The organism is Paenibacillus sp. TCA20 (genome assembly GCF_000732325.1).
Taxonomy (GTDB): Bacteria; Bacillota; Bacilli; order Paenibacillales; family Paenibacillaceae; genus Paenibacillus; species Paenibacillus urinalis.
Map to the genome: position 1 here is coordinate 195,319 of NZ_BBIW01000002.1, position 26,192 is coordinate 221,510.

The following is a 26,192-nucleotide window of genomic DNA, read 5'->3' on the forward strand; positions in this document are numbered from 1 at the left end:
AGGAATTCTTTCCAACTTTCGAAATGAAGACGTTATAGCGGTACGATTTCCTTCGTGGTTTTAACTAGAGCTACAATATTTTGTAAAGTTCTTTGGTTCTACACAGTATATGCGTGATATGTCCTTTAATTATGGCTTGTATAAACAACCCTTCATTGAATCGATCACCACGGATGTAGCTGGTCATTAATTTTCTAAGGGCTTCCATATCTAACTTCATAATGTGGTCTTGAACATCGTGTTCCACATTTCTATAAATCTCATGTTCACTGATCCACGCTGTCCAATCAAAGACCATGAGAAATCCGGTACGATCCAATTCTTTGCGGAACCTTAACACTTCTTCGCTTTCAAGCAGATACCCATTTTTCTCAGTGAAAAAAATAGAGTCGGGGTCTTCAAAATAAGGAAGATACTCTACCAATATATTTATTTCTTTACTCGTTATTACGGCATCGTATGGCATATGATCATATCCCTTTCATTATAGCCGGATCAATTCATATATTTTTGCTGAGAAGCTGTCCCAATCTCCAGAGTACCCTACGTGCATACCCCATCCGACTGACCTAAGATTATTTCTGAGTTCTACAAGTTCATTCATATCACTAGCAGTTAAATCTGTATTAGGATATCCGGAATACGTCGGAAACTGTGAAAAATAACGGGAAAGATTCCACAAATCTTCTTCCTGCTCTTCTGAGATCAAGGCCAATGCTTTACCGGTATCCATTAACGTATCAATATCCTCATTGATATCCTCTATTTTTTCAATTACGGTGTCCGCTTCTGACCAATCCTTCTCTATTTGGTAACCAATTGAGCCCTCTAACTGAATCAATTCATGCTGAAGGTTGAAGGACATGCCCGAGTAGACATCTTCCATATGATCCGACCTTGAATAAATGTAAGCAATCAAGCCTAGATTTAATAAAATAGAAATGATGATAACAATGTTTTTAATTTTCATGTTTATCCTTTCTTTCTCCGTTTTATAAAATTTCAAATAAGCTCTTTGTGCATATGTATCGTTATCAATCTCTCATTTCCAAAGTTCATTAATTTAATATCGAACGGTTTGAAGCCTTGCTTGGTGTAAAAAGCTAAACCTCTCGAGTTGGTGCTGTGACATGCTAATCGTACCGTATGATACCCCAAGTTGTATTTAGCCTTGCTCAGCATGACTTCAATTAAATACGGAGCTGCTCCTTGACCTCTATAAATAGGCGAAACAATAACGTTACCCAGCCAGCAAATACTTTCGTCCGAAATATCCCTATAAATATTGGCATAGCCAACCACTTCGCTAGTTTTTTGATCCAGTACTACCGTTAGCTCTAACCGACCTTCAGATATTTGAAGTATTTGCGAGGGTGTTAGTGGATACGTGAATTTGGGACTTACATATTTTAATTCTTTTTCAGTTTGCGGAAATGAACTAATGATCTCAAGATCCTGTTCTTCCAGACTTCGATGAACATACATACCATTCACTCCTTATACTATCATGGCTACAAAGCAATTAATGGATAGCCCATAATCATTTTAAATTTGACTTAAAATCTCTTTCATCGTTTCTTCCGGTTCTCGATCTTCGGTATATACGATTTGCTTGGCCAGCTTATAATTCGATTCATGGTCAACAAAATGTCGGTTGAAGTCAAGCCCTGACCGTTCACATAGAATTTGCGCTGACTTCTCCCGATCCTGTGATGGAATTAACAAGAAGACAAAAGGTTCATTTAACATTGCTTTCTCAACTTTCCCAAATAACTCTGGATCTTCATATACAGAATGACCTGCTCCAAAATCAATAATATGATCTCTGTATTCCTCAAGGACCCTGACCACCAAGTGAGCTTCAAACGGTTTCCAATATTTATATTTCTCCCAGAAACCATGCTTTTCTTGTAACTTCAACGCATGATCGTGGTCATAACCTAATTCTTCATAATATTTGAACCTTATATCATCCAGAGAACATTTGGGAAGCCTAGTTTCACGAGATAATAATTCAGCAATTGTTGATTTCCCTGTACTAATGGGTCCTATTAATATGATATTTGACATTCAAATCTCCTCTACGCCAAAAATGATATTTGCTCTGTCTCTGCCTTATATGGGTATATACTGTATAGATTCATAACCACCAGCCCTAGATATTTCTTATCCAAGGCTGGTGGCTGCCAACTACTTTTTATTTCGATATCAATATTTGATCATTTACAAAGGCTTTCAGGAAGAAAAGCTCGTCACCCTGAGGACTTCTAAGATTATTTTGTTCAAAACACTCAATCGCATGATCCAATGATATGGATTTCACAGCTCTATTGCACGAGGTGAGTTGATTCCAGAATACGTTCATCTCATCCAGATCACAAATGGATTCATGGCCGAGCAGAAAATGATTTACATCATACTTTTGGATATCTTCGATCATAGGTAGTAATTGAGAGGCTTTATAATGAAATATAGCATCCGTAGTCGTCCCATACACACTATCACCTAGAAAAATAGTCTTATCATCGGGGACATAAACGATTGTAGAATCATCCGTGTGCGTACTTCTAATCCGTTCGAGAATACAGACCTTATTCCCCAAATCAACAGTTAGAGATTCTTCGAACACTATATCGGGATAACTCAATTTAAATTGCTCTCTCTCCGGTATTTCTTGCTGAATTATTTCCATACAATGCAAAGTTATTTTATTAGAATCTACATACTCTTGAAGTGAACGATCATCATAGGAATACTTTCGCCAAACCTCCATTTTTTGATGGGTTAAGCTATTCACAATAACCGTCGCATTGAATTCATTCATACCTAAGAAGTGATCCCAATGGGCATGAGTTATAACCAAGTATTTGATAGGCGGTACATCTAAATGTTCGATTTCCTTCAAAAATTGTCTAGCATGTACAGCGGAGTTCCCACCATCGACCACGAGACTATACTTTTCTCCACAAACTAACCCCAATGTTGGTCTTTCTTTATCATTTTGATTAGATAAATAATAAATCGATTCACTCAATTTTTTCAGCATGTCAATTCTCCTCTTCAATTGATTCTGAACTTATAAAGAGAAAATCTGCATGCTATTTCACATTTAGATTCTCTCATCTTACTTAATTACCAATGTAAACACCTCACTTTTTCATATTCGAATACCGCTGGCTTCCAATCTATCACATTCTCAATTAGCCGTTAGACACTTGTTTTTGTGCGACAATCCCTTGAACCTCACACCAATTCCGCAAGAACTTTAGATGTTCATCAAAATAATGATCATTTTGCCAAGCTCCCCAAATCGGTGCATTACCTGTATGAAGACCCATTAGCCAAATATCTCTGATCGCTACGAATAAAGGAATAGCGCTGAGTTCCGTACTAGACAGGGGTTTGATCTTTTGATAGGAGTTAATAAATAATGTCCAATTCTTGTTCTCAAAAGCATCCTTCTCTTTATGCATCACTTTGTTCCAAAGATACACCGAAACGTCATACGATCGGTATCCATATCCACAGCAATCAAAGTCAAACTGCGTCAGCGTATCTTCATGAAAATGTACATTTCCTCCGTGGAGATCGCCATGACATACACCCCACTCAAGATCATGTGATAATTCTTCAATTCGACTTCGTAGTTCGACGGATAACGTTTGCAAGAAATCGAAGTCCTCAGGTCTATGCGATAAAAAAGGACGAATATTCTGTAACGGCTCATCCAAAAGATGATTCAAATCAATCTCAAATCTGGTATGTTCACTTTTAAAATCATCCATAGCAAGATGCATTCGAGCTACCTCTTCACCAAACCATTCACTTTTATCCTCTGCTTCAGAATACTCACCGTCTGCGTATGTAAATAGCACCATGTAACGCAAACCTTCAGGTGCCTGTAAATCATACAGATATTCGTTATTTTTTGTTGGTACCGGGGAAGAAACGGATATTCCCTTTGCTTTCAAATCATTCAGAAGCTCCACCTCGAACAAAATATCTGCTTTGGTGCGCCAATGGGCTTTGTATATCCTCAGAACATATTGTTCTGTTGAAGTTTTCACTAAATATGTATCATTTAATCCGTTTACTAGAAAGCGACACTCCTTCACTTCCCCAATTGGATACAACTCACTCACCAGATCTAGTAACGAATTTGAGGAAACTACTGAGTGGTTATAAGTTACTGTCGTCATATCTTATGATCCTCCGTCTCATTGATACATTATGTATTCCTATCTGACACGAAAGAATCATACCATAATTTTACTGGTAATATTTGATTATAACCAAACTTTTGTTCGGGTACGATCAATACGGAAATGAATTCAAAATAACCCTGTCTCAGATAGGTCATTCTATCTTAGGCAGGGTCATTATATCTATATATATATTGAAACGACTTAGTATCGAATTTTTATCAAATCCCATAAAACCCAACTAACAATTTAAGTTTTTTCTTTCCCTTCCCTACCCACTTTATTCCTTCCTTTGAATCTATTATCAGTACTTTCTTGCCTACCCAAATTCGAATATATACCGATTTCAGCTTGAAGGGTCTCGTAAAGCCCTTGATTTCACTTTCCGATCCATCCTCATGCTCAAATTCGGTTCGGATGAACCATCGATTGCCGATTCCGATTTCGGTAAACTTCTTCAACCTAATCAGCCTCCAAATTAAATACAGTTTATCTCATATAGTTTCTTATAAACCGCATACTACTCCATCTTGAGAGTCCTCTATCTTACCTTTACATACTTACTCATCTAAAGCTTCAGTCCATGCCTTATAAAACTCTTTTACAGAGCTATATCTCTCGTGCCTGTCCTGACTAGTTGCTTTCCGTGCCACCTTATACAGTGCTTCATTTGCATCCCATCTCTCAAGGGTTCGCTCAAGCTCACCACCCAATAACACGAACGCCGTCGCTCCCATGGTATACACATTGGTTCGACTATCAATTTCTGCGCCGAGTTCAAACTCTTCTGAAGACATGAATCTGGATGATCCCCATAATCTTCCCATCTGATTGTAAAATGGTTTCTTCTCATAGTAATCAATGTCACAAATTTTAGTTTCGCCATTCACAAAATCATATAGAAGACTTCCATCATAGAAATCAATGGCGACATAGCCTTTTTCCTCTACAAAAACATGAAAGTCAAAGATACGGTTTAATGACTGCAGTCTGTTCTCAATGGATAAATGCTTGAACCTATAGAAGGGAGAGTCAGGATCTGTATATTTGGCTGGGGGAGGATAAGCCCAGTGAGAGTGAAGGCATTCGCCATCAAACCATCTGAATATAGCCACATATCCTGAATCGACTTCATAATGATCGATAAGCTCCACTAACACCGGATGGTTTAACTCCTTATATAACGAGGCAGCTTCCATCAATTTAGCGACTGCATGCTGAGGGTCTCCTTCGTATTCCATCGTCCGGGCTCCGGCAAATTTTACAAACCGCTTCTCTCCTGCCTGCTCAACCCCAAAGCTGATATTACCTGAATCCTGCTGATCAAACACCGTAAATACAGTTCCAAGCTGACTAAGCCAACTGAAATCAAGATGTTCCTTAAGGCAAAAGGAAACCTGATCTATTTGATAGACGATAGGGCTGCTCATTCTTCACCTCCTGCTCGTAATACTTACTTAACTGTGGACCCGTAAAAAATAAGCCTGTTTCCAAATGGATCAATGACACAGCATTCCTCACTGCCCCATGGCATGCTTTCTAATCCAGGTCTGGAGAAGTGATATTGTTTGGCTAGCAGATATTGATGAAATTGTTGAATATCATCTATTTCGATTCGAATGGCTCCTCCTGGACTGCAATCTCCATAATGCTCGCTTAAATGTAGCCTAAGTCCATTCTTAGATATTTGCATATACAAAGGTAGATTCATCTCAAAACGATGCTCCCAATCCACCTGAAACTCTAAGTATTCGATATAAAACTCTCTTGCCTTCCTCTCATCGAAGATCCGTAGGATAGGAATCACTTCTCTAAACTTCATGTGCATGAATTCTCCTTTTAAACTTACAATTGTTCTGCTTTATCGGCTTCAGACCGGAGACCTCTTTTCAAATCTTCAAATACGGGCCTTTGCACTGAGCTTACATCCTCTATTACAATCTCTTCAAGGAATTTAAATTCAAGAGTTAGAGATTCCTGATTGACATCGTTATAAATAAGAGTACGGTCGTCTTCAGCAATCCTGCCCTCCAAGTCTGCTTCAGCATGAAAAATAAACATGACAAAAACGACTTCATTTCCATCTGGATACCGATATTTCATTCGTGAGCCGCTATAAACGGAATAAAGCTCATGCTGTTTCACCAAAAGGCCTGTTTCCTCAAAGACTTCTCTTATCATTGTCTCTTCAATGGACTCACCAGCCTCCATTCCACCACCTGGGAGACCCCAATCCCCATAATCCGATCTTCTCTGCATTAATATCCGGCCGAGCTTATCTCGTATAATTGCTCCACCTGTTACGATAATTTTCATCTTCGTTTATCCCTCTCGCAGCTTCCATGAGCCCTTATGCTAAACCATAATCTTATTATCCAAAATATAATTTTTATAATAATGGATTGGACTTGAAACATCATCGGTTAGATTACTTGTAAACACAGCAGCTAGCTGTCTCTGTTTGTTAACAAAGATGTATTGCCCGCCCATACCCATGGCATAGAAGGTCTTATCCTCTTCGCTTAAGGTATTCTTGTCTCTTAATATCCACCAATGGTAGCCGTATGACGTTTCCTCTACCGCCAGGCTTCTTGTTGATTTATCAATCCACTCGGCGGGAACCAGCTGTTTCGAATTCCATTTTCCGTCATGTAAGTATAGCAGCCCGAATTTCAGCATATCCTCTGTCTTCATTGCCATGCTGAATCCACCGATCGCAATCCCGTGTGCATCCTGATACCATTTAAAATCTTCAATACCTAACGGTCCAAACAGATTCTTCTTCGCAAAATCAACTGTATTCATTTGTGTTGCCTTCTGCAATATAGCGCTTAACAGATGCGAATTACCACAGCTATATTTCATATACCTGCCTGGCTCCGACTCAACGGGCTGTTCGAGAACAAACCTCACCCAGTTCTTGGATGGGATCATCGCTTCATTACCTGGCCATTTCAAGCCGGAGGACATCGTTAGTAAGTGTCTTATCGTTATGTTCTTCTTTGTACTATCCATGTCTTCGAAATAATGACCAATCGCAACATCCTCGTTCTCAATATAGCCTTGCTCAATCGCGATCCCGAACAATGCGGACGTAATACTCTTGGTAACCGAATTGATTTTGAAGGGTTTCTCTTTGGCTTTCCGGTTTTTGTAATATTCAAAAATGACAGATTCACCTTTATATACAACACAGCTAACGATCTTATCTTTTCTAAGTGCTCTTTCAAGGGTGTCTAAACTACTCAATCGAACAACTCCTTTCGCTCAATCTATTAACTTAGCAAATAGTGTTTTCAGGACGAAACAAACTAAATTATAGCAATATAATGTAAATATTGTAACTCGCAATCTCATGTCCATCTTTTCACGCCTCTAGCATACTAAAAAAGCACACCAAGGTAGACGTAATCGCCTATCTCTTGGCATGCTCTTCAAAATGATGGTTTATAAACTACCATAACTATTCCCTTAACCAATTTGCTCCATTCGAGCAGGCAGCTGCTGCTGTAACCGCATCAGCTCTTCCCTCACCTTCACAACCTCACCAACAATAATGAGAGCTGGATTCTCAATCGCATTGATCCTGGCAGTTTCCTCAAGCTGATCCAATGTTGAAACAACGATACGCTCCTGCTCCGTAGACCCTCTCTCAATAATTGCAACCGGCGTATCTGCTCTTTTTCCAGATGTAATCAGCTCAGTGCGAATAGCAGAAATATGATTCACTCCCATGTATATGACTAAAGTGTCCACGCACATGGCAAGCTTCCCTATCTCCTGCTGGTCTCCACCCTCTTCCTTTCGGCTTGCCGTTATACAAGCGAACGATACTGCTGTACCACGGTGCGTAAGTGGAATAAGAGCGGAGCTGCCGGCTCCAATCGCAGAGGTAACACCAGGAATTACTTCGTAAGCAATTCCTCGTTCAGCCAGAGCAAGCGCCTCTTCGCCTCCCCGGCCGAAGACGAACGGATCTCCGCCCTTCAATCTGACGACATGAAGGCCTGCTGCTGCGTATTCGATAAGCTTCTGCTGTATCTTTTGCTGTGTCATGGCATGAACACCAGGCGCTTTTCCGCAATAAATCCTTCTTGCTTCAGGCCGCGCATATCCGAGAATCTCTTCGTTAACTAGACGATCATACAGAATAATATCTGCCTTCTCAATGCACCGAAGCGCCTTTAACGTGAGCAGCTCGGGGTCTCCGGGTCCTGCGCCAACTATGCTAACATATCCGCTGCTCTTCTTCATAACGTTACATAAACGGCACCGCTCGCCGGATCTACCTCGAGCGCATAGGCTTCAACCTTACCCTCATCCGGTGCTTGAACCTCTCCACTGCAGAGATGCACTTTCCAATCATGAAGCGGGCAGTGCACATTACTGCCGCATACCATCCCTTCTGAGAGCTTCCCCCCCTTGTGGGGACAACGATTTTCGAGCGCCTTAATGGTACCGTCACTCAGCTTGAACAGAGCAACCTCTGTGTTCTCAATCATCACGACTCTTGTTCCTAGGACATCAATATCGGATTCGTATGCTACCAACAATTTCTGACTCATGGCTTATGTCTCCCCCTATTTATCCTATTCGTGTGAGAGCTGATAACGATTCAGCGGCTCGAAGTTCTTCCGAAGCTCTTTGTTCTGAGCGATCTCTTTCCATGGATCTACCGTTTTTGCCAAAGTTTCATTGATCCGTGACACGAGTTCTGCTCTATACTGTGCATCAGCCAACGCTTCCTTGATTGATTCGAGACCAACTTTCTCGATCCAATCTGAAGTACGCACACCCCAGCTTGCTTGTTCTCTATAGTATTGAAGGAATGCAGCAGACCATTCGATTACTTCATCCTCTGTCTTCACTGTGCATAACAGCTCCCCGGCTCGCACCTTAATCCCGCCGTTTCCTCCGACGTAGATTTCCCATGCTCCATCCAGTGCGACCACGCCGACATCTTTAATTACGGATTCGGCACAGTTACGAGGACAACCGGATACCGCCATTTTCACTTTATGCGGAGCATTTAATCCTTCGAATGTCTTTTCGAGCCGGATTCCCATCCCGATCGAGTCTTTGGTTCCGAAGCGACAGAAGGTGGATCCCACGCAAGTCTTGACGGTACGCAGTGTTTTACCATAAGCATGACCAGAAGGCATATCGAGATCCTCCCACATGCTTGGCAGATCCTCCTTCTTCACACCAAGCAGATCGAGACGCTGTCCGCCCGTGAATTTGACCATAGGCACTTCATACTTCTCTGCAACTTCTGCAATGCGCTTCAGCTCACCTGGGGAAGTAACACCGCCATATATCCGTGGTACTACCGAGAACGTTCCATCCTTTTGAATGTTCGCATGATAACGCTCGTTCGTGAAACGGGACTCCTTCTGATCTACATAATCAGACGGCCACAGCATGCCAAGATAATAGTTCAGTGCGGGTCTGCATTTGGTACAGCCTTCCGGCTCATTCCAGCCCATGACGTTCATGACTTCCTTCACATTTTTCAGACCCATTTCCTTAATGCCTGCAATGATCTCCTCACGATCAAGTGTTGTACAGGAACAGATCCCTTCCTTCATCCCTGTCTTGGCCGCATCTCCTGCATAAGCGGTAATCAGCTGTTCAACAATTGGTTTACAGCCGCCGCATGAGGCTGATGCTTTGGTACAACCCTTGACTTCGGCAACACTATGACAGCCCTGACCTATGGCATCGACGACAGTCTGTTTCGTAACGCCGTTACAGCCGCAGACGATTTCGTCCATGGGCATATCCATGATTTTGGCTCCTGCAGAAGCCGTATCCAGCTTCATTCCTAGAAGCAGCTCTTTCTCTCGTCCAGCAATCGACTCCCCGCTGCGGATAAGCGAGAACAAGGACGCTCCATCATTTGTATCTCCGAACAATACCGCTCCAACCAGCTGATCACCGCGGAGCACGATTTTTTTGTAAACACCGTCAATATCATCTTGGTACCGCAAGGAACGAGTATCCTCTGCATCCAGATAATCTCCTGCCGAGAATACATCCACACCGGACACCTTCAGCTTCGTAGAAGTGACAGAGCCGTGATAACCCTGATGCTCCACACTCGCCAAATGCTTAGCCAATACATTTCCCTGCTCATAGAGCGGCGCGACCAAACCATAAGTAATTCCATTGTGCTCTGCACATTCACCTACGGCATATACATCCGGGATACTGGTTTCCATACTGTCATTCACGATGATCCCGCGTTTCACAGCAAGTCCGGCACTCTTGGCAAGTGTTACATTGGGCAGAATGCCGACCGCCATGACAACCAGGTCTGCTTCCAGCTTCTCTCCATCCCGGAATTTGAGCCCACTTACACGCCTCCGTCCGACTAGCTCTGCCGTTTGCTTATTCAGTAAGAACTTCATGCCCTGACCTTCGAGCTCCTTGCGCAGCATCGTGGATGCTGGAATGTCGAGCTGTCGGTTCATTAGATACTCACTATTATGAATAACCGTAACATCCATGCCCAAATTCAGGAGACCCCGCGCCGCTTCCAGGCCCAGCAATCCTCCCCCGATGACGGCCGCCTTCTTATAATTAGCGGAAGCTTCGAACATCGTTTCGCAGTCCTTCACATCTCGGAAGCCGATGACTCCTTCCTTATCTGCCCCAGGCAATGGAAGGATAAAGGCTTTGGATCCTGTAGCAAAAATTAACTGATCATATGGCGCTTGTACTCCTGATGCGGAAGTGACCGTCTTCTTCATCGTATTAACTTCAATAACAGGATCCCCTGTGTATAGGCGAATATGGTGCTCCTCATACCATGACCATTCATTTATAATAATGTCATCCACAGATGTTCCACCTGCGAGTACCGAAGATAACATAATGCGATTGTAATTGGGGTAAGGCTCATCACCAAAGACTGTTATTTCGTATTTCTCCGGTGCAAGCTTGAGCAGATGCTCAATGGTTCGAATACCTGCCATCCCGTTACCGACAAGTACTAATTTGCTGCGTTCAGACATATTGTACCTCTCCCTTCCGAAATCCCTCTCTTTATGAACAAAAAAAGCCTGCCGCGCTATCAACAGTGAACACAGTTGTTCCCTGGATCTAACGAGGTCAGGCTTCGTTGCCATTCCTAGACGAATACGCCATTGTATTCGAAGACGTTTATGAATTTGATGTTATTACTATAATTTGTTTTTTATTTAATGTCAATATACTTTACGCAATGATCAATGTTACATTAATATATACGAATAACAACCAAATCTGACGTGAGGTTTTCTCACAAATTTAATGAATGCAGTGCGTTTTTTCACAAAATAAGGATTGCTTTTTGGAAACAAACGAGAGAAAATGAACAAAATGATGAAACGGAACCAATCCATGTCATTACGATTTTTCAACAAATAAGGAGGTGCCCAGGCTTCCATGCGTTCTTTATTACTTGTAGAGACCCATGTCCAAGATGACGGCCTGTCACAAGAGCATACTCGCCCCGAATCCCTGCTGGAGTCTAGTGGTTATCTTGTTCTCGCTGCGGGTAATGAAGCCGACATCCACGCTCACATCTCCAAGGCAGATGCGGCCGTACTTCACCTGCCTGTGTACGAGATTCAGTCGTGGAGCGAGAAGCTGATTCAAATCAAGCCTCTGCCTCTCTTGTGGTGGTGCAGTGCGGATGCAGCTAGTGCTTCCATAACTTCCTGTGAGGTCGAGGCACCCATCGATGGGATTTTGACTCCTGCTATGAAAGAACATGAACTCGATTGGACGCTGCACTTTAGTGAGAAACGGTTTTTCGAAAGACAAGAATGGGCAAGTGAACGCAAACAGCTGCTCGCTAGGATCGAGGATCGTAAATGGATTGATATGGCTAAAGGAATTCTCAGTGATATTAATCGTATTAGTGAATCCGAGGCTTACGACCTGCTCCGCAAAAAGGCGATGAATGAACGTAAACGGATCGTAGACGTCGCCGTCTCCATCGTCAAGGCCCATCAAATGCTCAAAGCTTAAGCATCGTAAGGAGGTAACCGTATGAATATGAACCATTTTCTTGTGGAAGTGGGCAGAGGTAAAAGAGGCTCTCGTGATTTGACCTACGAGGAAGCTGCTATGTGTGCAGAGTTAATCTTGTCACAAACGGCAACGCCTGTTCAGATCGGTGCTTTCCTTGCATCGGCAAGACTCAAAATGGAAAGCACGGATGAATTAAAAGCATTTGTTGACATTTGCCGCAAATATGCTGATCGCAATTATTCCCATGAAGGCATTGATTTTGCCGGACCATATGATGGACGCAGCAATTCTTATTACGCTTCACTAGCGACGGCATTTGTCGTTGCAGCTGCCGGAGTCAAAGTAACACTGCATGGCTCTGAGCCGCTTCCTCCCAAATGGGGCGTAACCTATCCGGTATTATTCAGAGCTCTAGGTATCAACACCGACACTGCTGATGATACCCGCTGCCAGCGGGCAGCGGAAGCTAGCGGCGTACGCTTCATACAAGCGGATAGGTATAGCGGTAAACTGAGCGGGCTCCGTCAGCTCCGTGAGGAAATGGGGCTGCGCACCATTTTTAATACCGCAGAGAAGCTGATTGATTACAGTCATTCTCCTTATTTAGTATTTGGTATCTTCCATAATACCGTCTTTGAGAAGACAGCCAAGCTGTTAACAGATTTGAACTATCGAAGAGCTATGATCATTCAAGGCTCGGAAGGCTCAGAAGACCTGCATATCCACAGACCTACCCGAACCTATCTTGTAGAGAACGGTCAGACCACACTGCTCATGCTTGATCCCGAAATGTATGACATTGATTCTTATGTTCCTGATACCAAATGGACCGCAGCCAAGCAGGCTGAAGTCACACTTGAAGTTCTGCAAGGCAAAGGAATGATGCCATTTATGAATCAGGTCATCTTTAATGCAGGGGTCCGGTTATATGTCGCAGAGCATGCACCTTCGATCGAGGAAGGGATATATATCAGCAAATCTCTGCTCGAGAGTGGAGACGCCTGGAACACCTATCAGCTGTTTCGTGAGCATATCACCTTGAACCCGGAGCCGGCAAGTGTGATGACGGAGTTACAATGATTCAATGTAAGGTAAAACGAATAACAAACAAGCCCTCTCTCCAGCAGTCGTTGGAGGAAGGGCTTGTTTGCTGCATGCAGCATTTTTAAGCTTTCTGTATGGATTTTACTCCAGCTGCCGCTTCTTCAGTAAGTTTAATGAATACGACTCGTCTGCTTCACTTGAGTAGCTGATGCCTCGTTAAGTGCACTGACTCTAAGCTCTGACCAAGGCAAATCTTCTCCGTGACGATGGGTTATCGTTACAACTTTCTGCTCACCAGGAAGCAGATCAAAGTAGTTGTCACTGAATTTGACATTTCCCTTAGGCAATTCCAGCTTGACGAATCGAGCCATATGATCAATTGCCGTAATCGTTACCGTGCTATTCATCTCATCTACCTGAACGTGAAGGTGAGTCTTCTCCAGACTAAGATCCTTCGGGTCTCTTAAGTAAGAGCGATTGGCAGGAACTTGCAGCGAACCGGATGACAGCTCGATCATCACTTCACTTGGACCGAATCCTTGCAGGATTTCTGCTTCATCAAGGACAGCATACATCGTCGACGAGATTGGATCTGCTTGTGCGTCATAGGAAGCCGCATACACGATCTCTCCATCAAAAGTATATACCTTCAGGTCAATCACTCCACTTACGGAGTCCGGCGTATCATTGACAAGCCATAAACGAAGCGGTTCACCTGCTTCATATTCTAAGGATAACAGGAGTGGGTGAAAGAATCGTTTACCGTAGTAGTACGAGGCTTTGGGAAGAAGTTCATAATCAATCATCGCCCAGCTCGTTCCCGGCCAGCTGTCATTCAATTGCCAGACAAGTGCACCGCTATTGCGGTCATTATTTCGTCTGAAATGCTCTATGCCATACTTCAGTCCTTCCGCCTGTGTAAGCATAGAGAAATTCATGTACTCTTCAATATCGGACGGAATGCCTGTATAGCCTTCCATTAACAATATCCCCTTCTGATGATTGGTGTCCTTATTCCGGTAAGCCATTTCCTGGCTTCCCCAATAGAACTCGCCTGGGGGCATATTTTTCTCAAGTGTATAGCGATTAGCTGAGGCATGCATGCCAAATTCACTGCTAAACAGCGCATAATCTTGCTTATAATTCTTGAAGGTAACACCTTGAATACTATAATCCAGCACGGGCTCTTCCCCATACTGTCTTGGATAGACGGATCCGTGCCATACCTGCCAATTATGCCGATCCCCTGTAGCGGGATCATTCGCATCCTGTCCTGACTCAGCGCCATAAGGTGATGAAGGCCAGTACGGACGCGAAGGGTCCAGCACTTCAAGCACTTCAGGAATGAGCTCATGATAAATGCTCTCCCCGTAGAATGGACTCCGGATATCTCCACTGGAGGTCTTCATATCATAGAGCCAGTCAATCTCATTATTTCCACACCACATTGCTAGAGATGGATGATTCCGCAGCCGCAGCACATTATCTACCACTTCACGTCTCACATTATCCATGAAATCCCGGTTAAAATCAGGGAAAAGTGCATTAGCAAAAGCGAAATCCTGCCATACGAGGATGCCCTTGCGGTCACATGCTTCATAAAAAACGTCCTTCTCATAAATGCCGCCTGCCCATACACGCAGCATGTTCATCTGTCCCTCTGCCGCAAGATCAATCAGATCACAGTACTTCTGATCCGGAATCGATCCGATCAGATGATCGGCAGGGATCCAGTTGGCCCCCTTGGCATAGACCTTGACTCCATTTAATATAAATGCAAACGAATTTCTACCTTGCGAGTCCTTCAGTGCAAGCTCAAGTGTTCGAATACCTAACGCTTCTTCGTAAGTATCGAGCAAGTCATCGCCCTCATATAGCTTGACCTCAATCCTGTACAAATAAGGCTCTCCCAAATCATGCGTCCACCAGAGCCTAGGTGAAGGAATATCAAGCTTGAAGCCTACACCCGTTTGTTCGACTGGCTGCTCAGCTGCAGCAGCGATGCTCCCATCACGCTCGATTATATTTATTGTAAGGCGATAATCCGCCTGCTTTAAGAACTTTTTAATAGCAGCACTCACATGAACCTCTGCCTTCACTTCCGATAGAGCTGTGGTCACAGTCCCGATATGCTCAATTTTGGCGTGTCGGTATTGCTTCACATGGACTTTACCCCACACACCGACAGTAACCATACGGGGACCCCAATCCCAGCCAAAGTTCATCGCTGCCTTCCGGATCCACGGACGTTCTTTCGTATAGGAAGACCAATCAAATAACTCCTTGTCCTTATGGTGCAGCGACAACGGATCAAATTTAATGGCTATTGAATTCCAGCCCTTACGGGCAATTCGAGTAATGTCAAAATGATGCGACATCAGCATATTGTCCGTCCTGCCAATCTCATGTCCATTCACATAGATGGTCGCGAACGTATCCAGACCTGCAAAATGAAGCTCTGTCTTCTCCCCGGCCTCGCTGACCTGATCCAAGGTGAACGTTGTACGATACCACCATTCTTTTTGCTCAATCCACCGGCTCTTGATGTCATTATGACCGTAATACGGCGGATCAATAATCCCTCGTTCCACTAAAGCCGTATGAACATCTCCCGGTACACTCGCCCCGATCCAGAATCGATCATCGAAGCCGGGTGCAGCAAGCTCAAGCGGATTCTTCTCGCCTACGTCAAAATGCATCAGCTTCCATATCCCTGATAGTTCCATCCCCAGTATGCCACTCCCTATATTTTCTTTTATTGACTCCTCCTACTAGTTTACATCGGAGCATTCTTTAATGGAAGCGTTATCAGAGAAAATATCCATAGTATATTTAAGGCGCCTTTACCTGTTTATCTGTATTTCTTAACGAAGGAGATATTGTGACGTGTATCGTCTTGTAAAAAGGAGTCATCGCATTGGCCAGTATAACCTTACAGTTCGCGGGCATCGAAGCCTCTCTTACTGAAGGTGCCCTGTGTTCAAGTCCATTGACACCCTTCAGCTCGATCCAGTCTTCACCGCAAGTGTACCTCAGCGTATCCCCGGTCCATATATAATGTCCTTCCTCCGTTATCAACAGATCCCCGGAAGTCAGCTCCCCTTCATTACCAAATACAAACGATATCTGCGTCATAATATCTTCCAAGCCACTTCCTTCCAAATGCATCGTCCAGCCATTCTCATTACGGATTACATCGATCTGCACTCGGAATGTCTGCTCATGTGTCAGCAAACGACTTTGGTGCGGAAGCAGGTACCATGGACTTACAGGAGTCTTTGACGTGGCAGGAAGGAGACCTTCAGCTACAGGACCGTAGTAGCCCTTTTTTTGTTCACCAGACATACGGTATCCGCCCGCCAGCTTCGTGATTTCCTGCATCGGTATGTAGCCCGGATTAAAGAAGGATGCGAGTTGAACGCCTAACAATCGTACAGTCCCATGACGCAGTGAGAAGAAAGAAGGTGTCTCGGTCATCAGCGTAGCACTGGTCCTCTCCTCACGGATGCGAACAACAGGAGCGCCAAAATCCGTATGGAGCCGGCTGTGGAATATACGTCCATAATGACCCGCTTCTTCCATACTTACTAGGTAGTTCCGACGAAGAAAGTCGCCGTTCAGTATTTTTTCGTAACGGTCTGGTATGAATTCGATATGATTGGAAGCTTGCCGAAGTCCCGGCTCCAAGAGCATCCGTACGAGCACATTGACTGAGCAGACTCCTGGGTCTGTTAGTACGCTCCCCGCCATCTCAGCCATTCCAGCGAACTGAGCATTATCATCCAGCTGAGCCATAATGGCGTATGCCAAATAGTAGGGCGACAAATCATGGTAACGCCCGAGATCCTGGCGACCAGAATAATCAGTAACAATCTCTCCTGTTGGATGCACAAGATACATCATCATCCGCAGATTCAACCGGACAGGATCAAGCAGCTGCGAAAAATTCAGCAGCCGGGCAGCATGAATAAGCATGATATCACTGACCGCACTATATATGCCGTTGCTCCTTTCTGTCCATTCTCCATCTGGAGTCATATCCATACCTTCCGCAAGCCATTCCTGTGCGCGATTTACCGCCTCCTTTAATCCGAACAGCTCATGCAAAAAGCCGAGTGCAGCGCATAGCACCCAGCGATGATTTGGGGTGTGGCCTCCCCCCGTCAGCAGAGCCGGAATAGTCCGTTCCAGGAAGAGGAGCATATTCGCCCGCACAGTGGAAAGCGGCTCCCAATCGTGCTGTTTCAGAAGCTGATACAGCTGAGCATAGCCGACAACGACAAAAGCCGTATCCGGAGGAGAATGAAAATTCGTCCATCCGGGCGAGATGGTTCCGTCCTTGTGCTGCCTGCGCAATACAAATTCCGCAGCAAGCTCGAGCCTCGAGAGTAATTCCATATCCCGATAGTAATCTGAATCCGGATTGACCAGTGCAGCACCCCAATAGCTCATGATTGATGGCGTCCCTGTTGTATGGTTAACCCATGCGATCCCCGTTCCAGGGTCCACCGTCCCTCCATAGTAACGACTGCCTGGATCAAGCACCTGTCTGGACAATCCTTCCTCTACTGCTTTGTCATTGAATGCTACCAGTTGTTTGTACAATTAGGACTACCTCCCTATCTGTTCAAATTCACTGCGAATGTGAATGGGAATTTCCTTCGTTCAGCTTAGAAACAAGCAGCTGATGACTCTCATGAATCTGTTCCGGCTGACAGGCAGCCTTCAGTTCATACACCTTGATCTGAGCCTGCTTAATCATCGGCAGATAAGCATCATAGAAGGTTAAGTCTTGGCTATGCACATAGGGACACCAATGATCGGACAGACCGATCGTTTCGTGGATATGGACTCCTACAATATCATCCATCAGTCCCTCCATCTCATTTACGCTATCGTATAATCCGAGCCGATCCATCATGATGGCATGCCCAGTATCATACCAGATACCAACAGGAGCACCTTTTAAAGCGTTGATAATCGCTTTTGCCTCTGCAAGTGTAGGAATTTGCTGCGGCTTAGAGCGGGTTTCAATACCAAACCGCACATCAAGCCCTTTGGACAGTGCACGATTACACACTTCATCCAAGCTTTCTATGATGGACTGGACATAACCCGTGCTAAACTCCTGCCGCCGCTCCATCAGCTCAGCCCATTTCTGGCAATAGGCACGAGATTGATTTCCTTCGCTGTTATAAATGGTGTACAGCTCCTTGCTTATATCCGTTGGAAATGGCACCTCGCCGGGGTGTACTACGACGGCCCGAGCGCCATACCGGTGTGCGTACTCTGCCGAGCCAACAAGCAATTTAATAGCCCGCTCCCGCTTGTCCTTGTCTTCAAAGCCAAGTAATACGGAATCTGTTCCATAATCAGGATCAGGAATATACGGAAACGTATTATGAACACTCGAGATTTCCATCTTACCTTGCTCGACCATCGGTTCTATTGTAGCCAGCATTTCTCGAGTCACATTGTAATTCAGCTCGACCCTGCGAAAGCCAAGCTCAGCTATTTCAGTGAGCATACTGTCCCCGACAGAGTGACGCTTGATATTCCAGCAAGTAGAAAAAGAATATTCTCCTTTGTCCTGCATCCTCCGAAATCTCCCTTCTGAAGCTGTACCTCTGTGCAAATGCAAATGATTAGTTCATAAGCTGTTCATGCCAGTACTCATGGAATGCTTAGCCTTTAACTGCTCCAAGCATAACCCCGCTGACAAAATATTTTTGCAGCCATGGATATACGCATAGAATAGGTACCGTAGCAAAAACGACGGTAGCCGCCTTCAAGCTCTCCGGTGTAAGCGGTGTACGGTTCGCCCCCTCCATCTGAGTCAGCTCACTTACCATGTTGTTCTGTACCATCTGATACAGCTTTAACTGAAGCGGGTACAAATCGGGGTTGGTAATATACATCAATGAATCCTGAAATCCATTCCATCGTCCAACGGCGTAAAAGAGAGCCAGCGTGGCCATTACCGGCATAGACAGCGGCAATATAATTTTCAGCAGGGTGTGAAGATGGGAGCTGCCATCAATCTCGGCTGACTCTTCTAAACTGGACGGGATATTGTTGAAGAATGAAATGAGGATAATCAAGTTAAACGGACTCACCAGCCCCGGTAAAATAAGTGACCATACTGAATTGATCATCCCCAGATCTCGAATCAGCAAATATTCTGGAATGATCCCGCCGCTAAAGAACATTGTAATAATGATGACGTACATGAACAGCTTGCGCCCTTTTAAATTTTTTTTGGTCAGCGGATAAGCGGCAGCGATCGTAAACAGCATGCACAGCACCGTTGTAGCCAGGGTCAAAATCACTGTGAATCCAAGCGATCGAATCATGGATTGGTCAGAGAACACTTGTTTATATGCGTCCCAGTTCAGCTCAATCGGAAAAAGCGTCACTTCACCGGAAGTAATTGCTCGGTTAGAGCTCAATGAAACGGCAATCGTATGCAGGAATGGAGCCAAGCAGAATAACACAAACAGAGCGACAAACGTAATATTAACGATGTCAAAAATCCGGTTTGAAGCACGTTCACTCATTTCTTCATCCCCTTTCTCACCTTGTTACAGGATTCCGTCACCCGTTACTTTCTTCGATATATAGTTAGAGCCGAGAATGAATACGAGTCCGACTACAGCCTGGAACAAGCCGACTACGGTGGCCAGAGTATACTGTCCGGATTCTAGACCGATCCGATAAACAAAGGTGCTAAGGACGTCAGAATATTCACGTACCGCCGTATTTCCGATAATATACGGACGGTCAAAGCCGATGCTGACCATTTTTCCTAGGTTAAGAATCAGCAAAGTAACGATGGTCGGCTTAATACTAGGCAGCGTAATATGCCATATCTTTCTCAAACGAGTAGCCCCATCCACCTCTGCCGCTTCAAACAATTCCTTATTGACTCCTGTCAGGGCAGCTAGATATAGAATCGTTCCCCAACCTGCACTCTGCCAAACTCCTGTAAATAAGTAAGTTACAAGCCAAGAGTTTTTCTCGGTTAGAAACGGGATAGGATCGAGTCCCATACTAATGAGCACTCCATTGACCATTCCTGATTGATTGCCGAATAGCTGATAGACGATCCCGCCGATGATAACCCATGAAATAAAGTGAGGGATGTAAAGAATGGTTTGAGATATTTTCTTGAACCACGCCGATCGAATTTCATATAGCATAATAGCCAGAATAATTGGGGCCGGAAACGAGACAAGCAGATCAAGGAAATTCAGCATAAACGTGTTTTTAAGTGTTGTGTAGAAATCCCGCATGGCAAAGACTTCACGAAAAGCATCGAAGCCGATCCATTCACTGCCGCTGATGCCTTGGAACAAGTTAAAATCCTTAAATGCGATCTGTACCCCATACATCGGGCCGTAGCGGAAAATGAGAAAATATAGGATGGGCAGTAATAGAAGCGCGTACAGCTGCCAATAACGTTTTAAGTATGCCGCTTTGGTCAAATCAGTCTCCTCCTATTGAGAAAAAAACCGGGACGATCAGCTGGACAACACCACTCGCCCCAGTTTCCCTTAACATTTTGTTGTTACTCAGCTGGAAGTTCTTGAAGAGCCTGCTCCAATTCTTTCTTCAGCTCTGCTCCGCCAATAGACATATAATCATTCATTTCCTGTTCAAATACCTTCTCGAATTCCTCGGGTTTTGCCATGGCAGTCTTAACGATAATAACGTTAAGCTTGTCTTTTAATGCCGTACCATACTTGGACTCAGCTTCTATAGGCTTATCAAAGATAATCGGACCCACCGTATCTGTATTGGCGATGTCAATGGACTGTCTTAACAGCTCTTGATTATGTTCAGGGAAGCCCATAATCCATGCTTTTTCATTCGTAGCCTGATCTCCGATGTTCTTACCATTTGAAATAATGGCCATATCACCTGCGTTAAAAAGTCGATCCGCAAACTCTTGAGAAACATCGGACTTCACCACTGGAATACCGTCTACCAAATCGTAGTTTTCACCTTCAACCCCGCTGTATATATCGATCAGATTGTTCTCTGAAGCCATCCAGTCCAGGTATTTGATCGCTTCTACAGCACGTTTGCTGCTCTTCGGAATCATGATATACATACCATTCGTTCCATAACGGGATTTGATGTACTTGTTGTCTGCGTTAGCATTTGTATACACATCTACAGGAAGGACCTCGCTGCCTTCTACATTTTTATACAGGTTATCTAGTGTGCCGTCTTTGTAGAATAGAACATCGACATCCTCCGACCAATATCCAACATTTCCGTTTTGAATATCCTTCACCAGCTGTGACTTATCCTCATCCAAGCTGAAATCCTTGCTGATTAATCCCTCATTATACAGCTTGTTCATAAACTGCATCGCGTCCTTAAACCCTTCATGAAGCGGCAGCTCATACCGCTGACCATAGGTCAAGTCACCACTTACCGGTTTGATAAAGGAGTAGATCAAGGTTTCAAACTGAGCAGGAGCAAGCGCCATGCCCATCGGTATATTTTGGCTTCCCAGATTGCCGGGATTCTGTTCTTTAAACGCTTTCAAGGTTGTATACAGCTCATCAGTTGTTGTTGGTACAGGAAGCCCTAACTTATCCAGCCAATCTTGACGAATGTAAGAGCTGTAGCGGCCGGTAATCGCACGCTTCCCTGGAATCGCAAACTGCTGTCCTTCAAGCTGGCCGAATTTAAGAGTATCCTCACCTAGAAATTTTTTCAGATTCGGTCCATATTGATCAATCAGCTCACCGACATCCGTCAGTCCGCCTTGCTGTGCATAGCGATAAAATACGCTTGAATCGTATACAAACACAATATCAGGCACATCGGTGTTGCTTGCCATAAGAACGTTTAGCTTGGTCACTTCCTCTGAGCGCTGAATGGGAACATATTCGACATCAATATTATTCGGGTCTCCAAATCGCTCTTGCACAAGATTGCTTAGATAGTTATTCGTGATCGTATACGGTGCCGGGCTGTTCCCTCTGTCAAACACTTCTACTTTTAAAGTAACTCGCTCCCCTTCACCAACACGATCGCCTGATGATCCTTCATTAGAGCTTGCTGAGCATCCAGCTAGCATGGACACGATAAGAGCAGCTGTCATGCTAAGTCCAATTGCCTTTTTCAAGGCTCGTCGGTGTGCCGTTACTTTCATTTTTCCATCTCCTTCAAGGTTTGATGTGCTCAAAGTATTTCATAGAGGCTGCCAATTTGACAATAAACTAGTTTCGGCTCACCATCTTTAAGAGGAATTGGACTTTCGGTTTATGGCTTCAACTGTTTTCGCAGGGCTAACCATATTCGCAAAGTGTCATTTACAGCCATTCTGTACTACCCAATAGTCCAGGAATAAACCATTTTCTCAAACTGCTTATATTCGCAAAGTGATTCATATTAATAAAATTGCTTAATAAAAAAGCATCCAAGCTTCGCCTTCTCTATGAGCAGAGGCTTGCATGGATGCATATTACTGAGAGTCTAATCATTGAGTATAGATTTGTGACCAGCGGCATTTTTATGTCTCAGTGACAGACGGTAGACGTTTTAATCTTCGGAAATCCCCTGGTGTTATTCCCTCCAGCCGTTTAAACACTCTTCCAAAAGATATTGCATTCGCATAACCAACCTGAAGAGCTATTTCTTGCAGCGAACAGTCTGTAGTAAGGAGCAGCTTCTGTGCTTCCTTCATTCGAAGCTCGGTAACAAAATCCACAAACTTCATGTTGAATTCCGTTTTAAATAAGTAGCTTGCGTATTTACCAGATATTTGAAACCGGTCGCTCAGATGCTTTAAGGAAAGATCGGGATTCGTGAAGTGCTCTTCTATGTAATCCTTCATCTCATTAACCATTGCTCGATAGCTCTTGGTTTCACTGACTGAAACATAGGTGCGAAACAGGTCAGTTAAATATTCACTGAGAATAGACTTGATCCCATCTAGCGTTTCTGCCTCATCCAGCAGCTTCATGGTGTTCTCAATACTCTCTCCCGACAGCTCCTCCTCCAGCTGTTCTGACATAACGGCGACTTCCCTGCTGAGCATTTGCAGCATAGCCTGAATTAGGGATCGAATATGCTCATCAGGTAAGTAATGCTTCTCAAATGTTTCGAAAATACGCTCTAATTGATCCCGCCAGTTGCTGCTGGACATACGAAACTGCTTAACAAATTCAGCGATCATTTGTAGATAGGTATATGTCTCTAACAATTGTTGGGTTGATTCACCAGTCCCGGAGAGTGTAATATCACCGTTTCTCAGTAATTTGTGCTGCATTGCTGATTCGGCAGCTATATAGGAATCACGGATTTTGGACATTCCATTCGCCGCTTGCCCAATGCCAAAGCTGAGTGAGATTCGCAAATTTTGCTCTACCCAGCTACGGCATTCTTCAGCAACTTGTCTGATGGTTTCCTGCACATCTTCATTCACTTCCGTCGCATGAAAAATCGCAGCTGAACGGTCATGGCCGATCCATTCTACCCAGCATTGCAAATTTGCGCCTCTTGCTTGTTCCTGAAACACATTAATCAGCGCAAACTTAAGTGCGTTCTGCTCGACTCTCGAGTACCGCTCCTCGAAGACTTTCTCATAGCGATTAATTTCACTCACGACGACAGCAAAACGAGATGAAGATTGAATATCCGTAAATGGAGACAGCTCACTAAGCCTTACAGCCATGTTGTGGACTAAATGTTCACCGTACAGCAGGTCAGAGAACAGCTTGCTGCGCTGAAGCAATAAATTTTCTCTGCTTTTCTTATCATAGTCGGACATATGGTGGATTAAATTTTCAAGAACACCATCAATAAGCTTCATTTCATCATTCTTTGAATCAGACAAGTCCATTGTACGGATTTGAAGAGCCTCTATTCGTTTCATTATGACCTGGATCGGCTTGTAATTACGTCGGGTAATGTACACGAGATATATAATGGCAACCAGCACCGTCCCAAGGGCAATAGCAACCCACAGATAAGATATAACCGATACCCAGCCGAATAAATTTCCAGCTTTAATCCCGCTTTCGATCGTCCACCCAAGCCTATCCAAGGGAAGAGAATTAAGTACTTTACCGCTCTCTGTTTCTTCTCCGCCAGAATGTGCGCGGTAAATGACTCGACCTTCCCGATCCAATATATGAAGAAAAGACAGCTGACCATTAACCATACTGTCAACGATCTGCTCAATGCCACTCATTTTCACATTAACGACGAGCACTCCGTCCGAACCAAATGGTAAAGGCAGGCCCTTGTTAATGCTGAGCACACGTATCGGCGTGCGCTGAATAAGTCCCGCATCGTAATCCCGGACGCTTTGCCAGCCAGAAGGCATCTCACCTGTTGTTATATTTCTAATCCAGGCTTCATCAGAGAAGCCGTTCACTTCTTCCATTCCACCTGACGTTAAAACGCTTTCATTATTCTTGTCATACAAATACACCGACTGAACAAGAGGAGAACTGGAAGTAAGCTCGCGTAGACTCTTGGCAATCGCATAGATTTCATCCGTATTGGCCTCATTTTTGTTAAAATACTGCTTGTAAGCTCCCGTGCTTTCAACTGACTCCAGCACAGACAATTCGATTTCCTTCAATGTCCGGTCAATGCTGTCTACCAGATAGCTGGAAGCGATGTGATCTGCCTTCCTTGTCTCCATTCTCGAAATATCGTTAACAAAAACAAAGGAGACAAATATAAGAATCGTTACCGTCAGTAAAAATATCGGAAAATAAGAGAGCAGCAATCGATGATACCAGGTACGGGACAATAGACAACAACTCCTCTAACCTCGTGTGCTGAATACACCTCTTTATAACGCTTCCACTCCGTGCAGCTGGTCGATTATTATGACATAGTATGCTGAATGTTAATACCCGTTTCTAGTTTTTGTAATTATAGCATATTGCTGTCCCATTGAGCCATACAAGTATATCAATAAGCTAAATCACTATATTACGTCAAAATCACGTCAAAACTTTGGCTATTTTACCGATAACAAAATGTATAGTACATATGCGAAGAGACTTCATCTATCGCTGATTTAGCGAAGCTGAAGCCCCTCTCTAGCTTGTTAATCTTCTTTAAGAGATATAGAAGAATAATTTTATTTTTGCTCAAAGAGCCATTCATGCTCCGGATCGTTTCGAAATACCCAGGTCCGTACCGGCCCTGCCATTACATTTAGATAGTATGAAGCATAGCCGGGCGGAGCCGCTACCGGATGATATCCTTCTGGGACAAGCACGACCGACCGGTCAGTAACTGCCATGGTTTCGTCAAGACTGCGATCATCATTGTATACTCGCTGAACTACGAAACCATGCGGCGGATTTATTCTGTGATAGTAGGTCTCCTCCAGATAAGACTCGTCTGGAAGCTGATCCACATCATGCTTGTGAGGCGGATAACTGGACCAATTACCCCCGCCTGTATGCACCTCAACAACAAGCAGACTCTCCGCTTCCTTATGCTCAGGCAGAATGTTGATCACCTGACGTGACATGCTTCCTGAACCGCGCTCTTCTATTTCCATTTCAGAAGGAGTGATGAGTTTCGCTGAATATTTGCCTGTAGCCGGAGCTAAGCAAACTGCCAGTTCCACCTCAGTTAGTGCTTTTACACTGTAGCTCTCCTCTGCAGGAACATATACAGCATATGGTGGAATATCCTCAAACACCGTCATCCGGCTGCCTATTCCCGTAAACTTCTGTTCTCCTGCCTCCACGTCAGCCTTTCCCGAAAGAATAACGAGGCAGGCCTCATTTCCATCCGTAAATCGGGGCAGCGTGTCTCCAACCTGCAGCTGATAAACCTCAAAACCTACATATTTCCAACCAGCCATTTCCGGAGTAACGGCCACAATGCACCCGTCCTTATCTGGTTCACCGGCCTTTATGATTAATCGTGACATAG

The 26,192-nt window shown here is 44.2% G+C and carries 24 protein-coding genes; 2 read left to right on the forward strand and 22 right to left on the reverse strand.

The window, feature by feature from the left end:
- Nucleotides 1–70: 70 nt before the first annotated feature.
- From TCA2_RS04680 to nirB, 14 genes are all read right to left on the reverse strand, one after another.
- Nucleotides 71–466 (reverse strand): DUF6508 domain-containing protein, encoded by a 396-nt coding sequence (locus TCA2_RS04680; protein ID WP_047910412.1) that lies wholly within the window; start codon nt 464–466, stop codon nt 71–73.
- 18 nt (nt 467–484) lie between these two features.
- Nucleotides 485–970 carry a hypothetical protein gene (locus tag TCA2_RS04685; protein WP_152557646.1) on the reverse strand — a complete coding sequence of 162 codons (486 nt, stop codon included), beginning with the start codon at nt 968–970 and terminating at the stop codon, nt 485–487.
- A gap of 32 nt (nt 971–1,002) precedes the next feature.
- The gene (locus TCA2_RS04690) at nt 1,003–1,485 is read right to left on the reverse strand and encodes an N-acetyltransferase (protein WP_047910414.1); all 483 of its coding nucleotides are present in this window, start codon (nt 1,483–1,485) and stop codon (nt 1,003–1,005) included.
- A gap of 60 nt (nt 1,486–1,545) precedes the next feature.
- Nucleotides 1,546–2,070, reverse strand: coding sequence for a hypothetical protein (locus TCA2_RS04695; RefSeq protein WP_047910415.1), 525 nt, complete (start codon nt 2,068–2,070; stop codon nt 1,546–1,548).
- Between the two features lie 127 nt (nt 2,071–2,197).
- Complete coding sequence (locus TCA2_RS04700; protein WP_047910416.1) at nt 2,198–3,046, reverse strand: MBL fold metallo-hydrolase; 849 nt, start codon at nt 3,044–3,046, stop codon at nt 2,198–2,200.
- A 154-nt stretch (nt 3,047–3,200) separates the two neighbouring features.
- Nucleotides 3,201–4,199, reverse strand: a complete 999-nt coding sequence (locus tag TCA2_RS04705; protein ID WP_052511744.1) for a phosphotransferase enzyme family protein — start codon at nt 4,197–4,199, stop codon at nt 3,201–3,203.
- A gap of 224 nt (nt 4,200–4,423) precedes the next feature.
- The gene (locus tag TCA2_RS04710; protein WP_047910417.1) at nt 4,424–4,663 is read right to left on the reverse strand and encodes a DUF3977 family protein; all 240 of its coding nucleotides are present in this window, start codon (nt 4,661–4,663) and stop codon (nt 4,424–4,426) included.
- Between the two features lie 99 nt (nt 4,664–4,762).
- Nucleotides 4,763–5,632 carry a serine/threonine protein kinase gene (locus TCA2_RS04715; RefSeq protein WP_047910418.1) on the reverse strand — a complete coding sequence of 290 codons (870 nt, stop codon included), beginning with the start codon at nt 5,630–5,632 and terminating at the stop codon, nt 4,763–4,765.
- 23 nt (nt 5,633–5,655) lie between these two features.
- Nucleotides 5,656–6,024, reverse strand: a complete 369-nt coding sequence (locus tag TCA2_RS04720) for a glyoxalase superfamily protein (protein WP_047910419.1) — start codon at nt 6,022–6,024, stop codon at nt 5,656–5,658.
- Between the two features lie 23 nt (nt 6,025–6,047).
- Nucleotides 6,048–6,518 (reverse strand): NUDIX domain-containing protein, encoded by a 471-nt coding sequence (locus tag TCA2_RS04725; RefSeq protein ID WP_047910420.1) that lies wholly within the window; start codon nt 6,516–6,518, stop codon nt 6,048–6,050.
- A 39-nt stretch (nt 6,519–6,557) separates the two neighbouring features.
- The gene (locus TCA2_RS04730; RefSeq protein ID WP_047910421.1) at nt 6,558–7,451 is read right to left on the reverse strand and encodes a serine hydrolase; all 894 of its coding nucleotides are present in this window, start codon (nt 7,449–7,451) and stop codon (nt 6,558–6,560) included.
- A 222-nt stretch (nt 7,452–7,673) separates the two neighbouring features.
- Nucleotides 7,674–8,456, reverse strand: coding sequence for a uroporphyrinogen-III C-methyltransferase (gene cobA / locus TCA2_RS04735; protein ID WP_047910422.1), 783 nt, complete (start codon nt 8,454–8,456; stop codon nt 7,674–7,676).
- Nucleotides 8,453–8,767 (reverse strand): Rieske 2Fe-2S domain-containing protein, encoded by a 315-nt coding sequence (locus TCA2_RS04740; RefSeq protein WP_047910423.1) that lies wholly within the window; start codon nt 8,765–8,767, stop codon nt 8,453–8,455. Before TCA2_RS04740 ends, cobA begins: the two co-directional genes overlap by 4 nt.
- 24 nt (nt 8,768–8,791) lie before the next feature.
- On the reverse strand, nt 8,792–11,218 hold the full coding sequence (nirB, locus tag TCA2_RS04745; protein WP_047910424.1) for a nitrite reductase large subunit NirB: 2,427 nt from the start codon (nt 11,216–11,218) through the stop codon (nt 8,792–8,794).
- A gap of 412 nt (nt 11,219–11,630) precedes the next feature.
- On the opposite strand from nirB, the gene TCA2_RS04750 reads away from it, so the two are divergent.
- Together TCA2_RS04750 and TCA2_RS04755 are read left to right on the forward strand one after the other, a co-directional pair.
- Nucleotides 11,631–12,218, forward strand: a complete 588-nt coding sequence (locus TCA2_RS04750; protein ID WP_047910425.1) for an ANTAR domain-containing response regulator — start codon at nt 11,631–11,633, stop codon at nt 12,216–12,218.
- Between the two features lie 21 nt (nt 12,219–12,239).
- Nucleotides 12,240–13,301, forward strand: a complete 1,062-nt coding sequence (locus tag TCA2_RS04755) for an anthranilate phosphoribosyltransferase (RefSeq protein WP_047910426.1) — start codon at nt 12,240–12,242, stop codon at nt 13,299–13,301.
- A gap of 134 nt (nt 13,302–13,435) precedes the next feature.
- Here TCA2_RS04755 and TCA2_RS04760 read toward each other — a convergent pair whose 3' ends face one another.
- The 8 genes from TCA2_RS04760 to iolB all read right to left on the reverse strand — a co-directional run bounded on the left by TCA2_RS04760 (nt 13,436) and on the right by iolB (nt 26,190).
- Nucleotides 13,436–15,991 (reverse strand): glycoside hydrolase family 2 protein, encoded by a 2,556-nt coding sequence (locus TCA2_RS04760; protein ID WP_047910427.1) that lies wholly within the window; start codon nt 15,989–15,991, stop codon nt 13,436–13,438.
- Nucleotides 15,992–16,097: 106 nt separating this feature from the next.
- On the reverse strand, nt 16,098–17,870 hold the full coding sequence (locus TCA2_RS04765; RefSeq protein ID WP_047910428.1) for a hypothetical protein: 1,773 nt from the start codon (nt 17,868–17,870) through the stop codon (nt 16,098–16,100).
- Between the two features lie 28 nt (nt 17,871–17,898).
- Entirely contained in the window at nt 17,899–18,861 is a 963-nt protein-coding gene (locus TCA2_RS04770; RefSeq protein WP_047910429.1) for a sugar phosphate isomerase/epimerase, read from the reverse strand.
- Nucleotides 18,862–18,949: 88 nt separating this feature from the next.
- Nucleotides 18,950–19,822 carry a carbohydrate ABC transporter permease gene (locus TCA2_RS04775; RefSeq protein WP_047910430.1) on the reverse strand — a complete coding sequence of 291 codons (873 nt, stop codon included), beginning with the start codon at nt 19,820–19,822 and terminating at the stop codon, nt 18,950–18,952.
- A gap of 24 nt (nt 19,823–19,846) precedes the next feature.
- Nucleotides 19,847–20,749 (reverse strand): sugar ABC transporter permease, encoded by a 903-nt coding sequence (locus tag TCA2_RS04780; protein ID WP_047910431.1) that lies wholly within the window; start codon nt 20,747–20,749, stop codon nt 19,847–19,849.
- An 83-nt stretch (nt 20,750–20,832) separates the two neighbouring features.
- The gene (locus TCA2_RS04785; protein ID WP_047910432.1) at nt 20,833–22,434 is read right to left on the reverse strand and encodes an extracellular solute-binding protein; all 1,602 of its coding nucleotides are present in this window, start codon (nt 22,432–22,434) and stop codon (nt 20,833–20,835) included.
- A 360-nt stretch (nt 22,435–22,794) separates the two neighbouring features.
- Nucleotides 22,795–25,047 carry a helix-turn-helix domain-containing protein gene (locus tag TCA2_RS04790; RefSeq protein WP_047910433.1) on the reverse strand — a complete coding sequence of 751 codons (2,253 nt, stop codon included), beginning with the start codon at nt 25,045–25,047 and terminating at the stop codon, nt 22,795–22,797.
- 336 nt (nt 25,048–25,383) lie between these two features.
- Nucleotides 25,384–26,190: a 5-deoxy-glucuronate isomerase gene (gene iolB, locus TCA2_RS04795; RefSeq protein WP_047910434.1), complete on the reverse strand. Its 807-nt coding sequence runs from the start codon at nt 26,188–26,190 to the stop codon at nt 25,384–25,386.
- Between the last annotated feature and the right edge of the window lie 2 nt (nt 26,191–26,192).

What these genes read in the sequence shown, in the direction of transcription:
- cobA (WP_047910422.1), bottom strand. Translation starts at nt 8,456, where the DNA reads ATGAAGAAGAGCAGCGGATATGTTAGCATAGTTGGCGCAGGACCCGGA.
- TCA2_RS04775 (WP_047910430.1), bottom strand. Translation starts at nt 19,822, where the DNA reads ATGAGTGAACGTGCTTCAAACCGGATTTTTGACATCGTTAATATTACG.
- TCA2_RS04720 (WP_047910419.1), bottom strand. Translation starts at nt 6,024, where the DNA reads ATGAAGTTTAGAGAAGTGATTCCTATCCTACGGATCTTCGATGAGAGG.
- TCA2_RS04685 (WP_152557646.1), bottom strand. Translation starts at nt 970, where the DNA reads ATGAAAATTAAAAACATTGTTATCATCATTTCTATTTTATTAAATCTA.
- TCA2_RS04680 (WP_047910412.1), bottom strand. Translation starts at nt 466, where the DNA reads ATGCCATACGATGCCGTAATAACGAGTAAAGAAATAAATATATTGGTA.
- TCA2_RS04755 (WP_047910426.1), top strand. Translation starts at nt 12,240, where the DNA reads ATGAATATGAACCATTTTCTTGTGGAAGTGGGCAGAGGTAAAAGAGGC.
- TCA2_RS04770 (WP_047910429.1), bottom strand. Translation starts at nt 18,861, where the DNA reads ATGCAGGACAAAGGAGAATATTCTTTTTCTACTTGCTGGAATATCAAG.
- iolB (WP_047910434.1), bottom strand. Translation starts at nt 26,190, where the DNA reads ATGTCACGATTAATCATAAAGGCCGGTGAACCAGATAAGGACGGGTGC.
- TCA2_RS04725 (WP_047910420.1), bottom strand. Translation starts at nt 6,518, where the DNA reads ATGAAAATTATCGTAACAGGTGGAGCAATTATACGAGATAAGCTCGGC.
- TCA2_RS04760 (WP_047910427.1), bottom strand. Translation starts at nt 15,991, where the DNA reads ATGGAACTATCAGGGATATGGAAGCTGATGCATTTTGACGTAGGCGAG.
- TCA2_RS04740 (WP_047910423.1), bottom strand. Translation starts at nt 8,767, where the DNA reads ATGAGTCAGAAATTGTTGGTAGCATACGAATCCGATATTGATGTCCTA.
- TCA2_RS04750 (WP_047910425.1), top strand. Translation starts at nt 11,631, where the DNA reads ATGCGTTCTTTATTACTTGTAGAGACCCATGTCCAAGATGACGGCCTG.
- TCA2_RS04700 (WP_047910416.1), bottom strand. Translation starts at nt 3,046, where the DNA reads ATGCTGAAAAAATTGAGTGAATCGATTTATTATTTATCTAATCAAAAT.
- nirB (WP_047910424.1), bottom strand. Translation starts at nt 11,218, where the DNA reads ATGTCTGAACGCAGCAAATTAGTACTTGTCGGTAACGGGATGGCAGGT.
- TCA2_RS04715 (WP_047910418.1), bottom strand. Translation starts at nt 5,632, where the DNA reads ATGAGCAGCCCTATCGTCTATCAAATAGATCAGGTTTCCTTTTGCCTT.
- TCA2_RS04705 (WP_052511744.1), bottom strand. Translation starts at nt 4,199, where the DNA reads ATGACGACAGTAACTTATAACCACTCAGTAGTTTCCTCAAATTCGTTA.
- TCA2_RS04785 (WP_047910432.1), bottom strand. Translation starts at nt 22,434, where the DNA reads ATGAAAGTAACGGCACACCGACGAGCCTTGAAAAAGGCAATTGGACTT.
- TCA2_RS04695 (WP_047910415.1), bottom strand. Translation starts at nt 2,070, where the DNA reads ATGTCAAATATCATATTAATAGGACCCATTAGTACAGGGAAATCAACA.
- TCA2_RS04690 (WP_047910414.1), bottom strand. Translation starts at nt 1,485, where the DNA reads ATGTATGTTCATCGAAGTCTGGAAGAACAGGATCTTGAGATCATTAGT.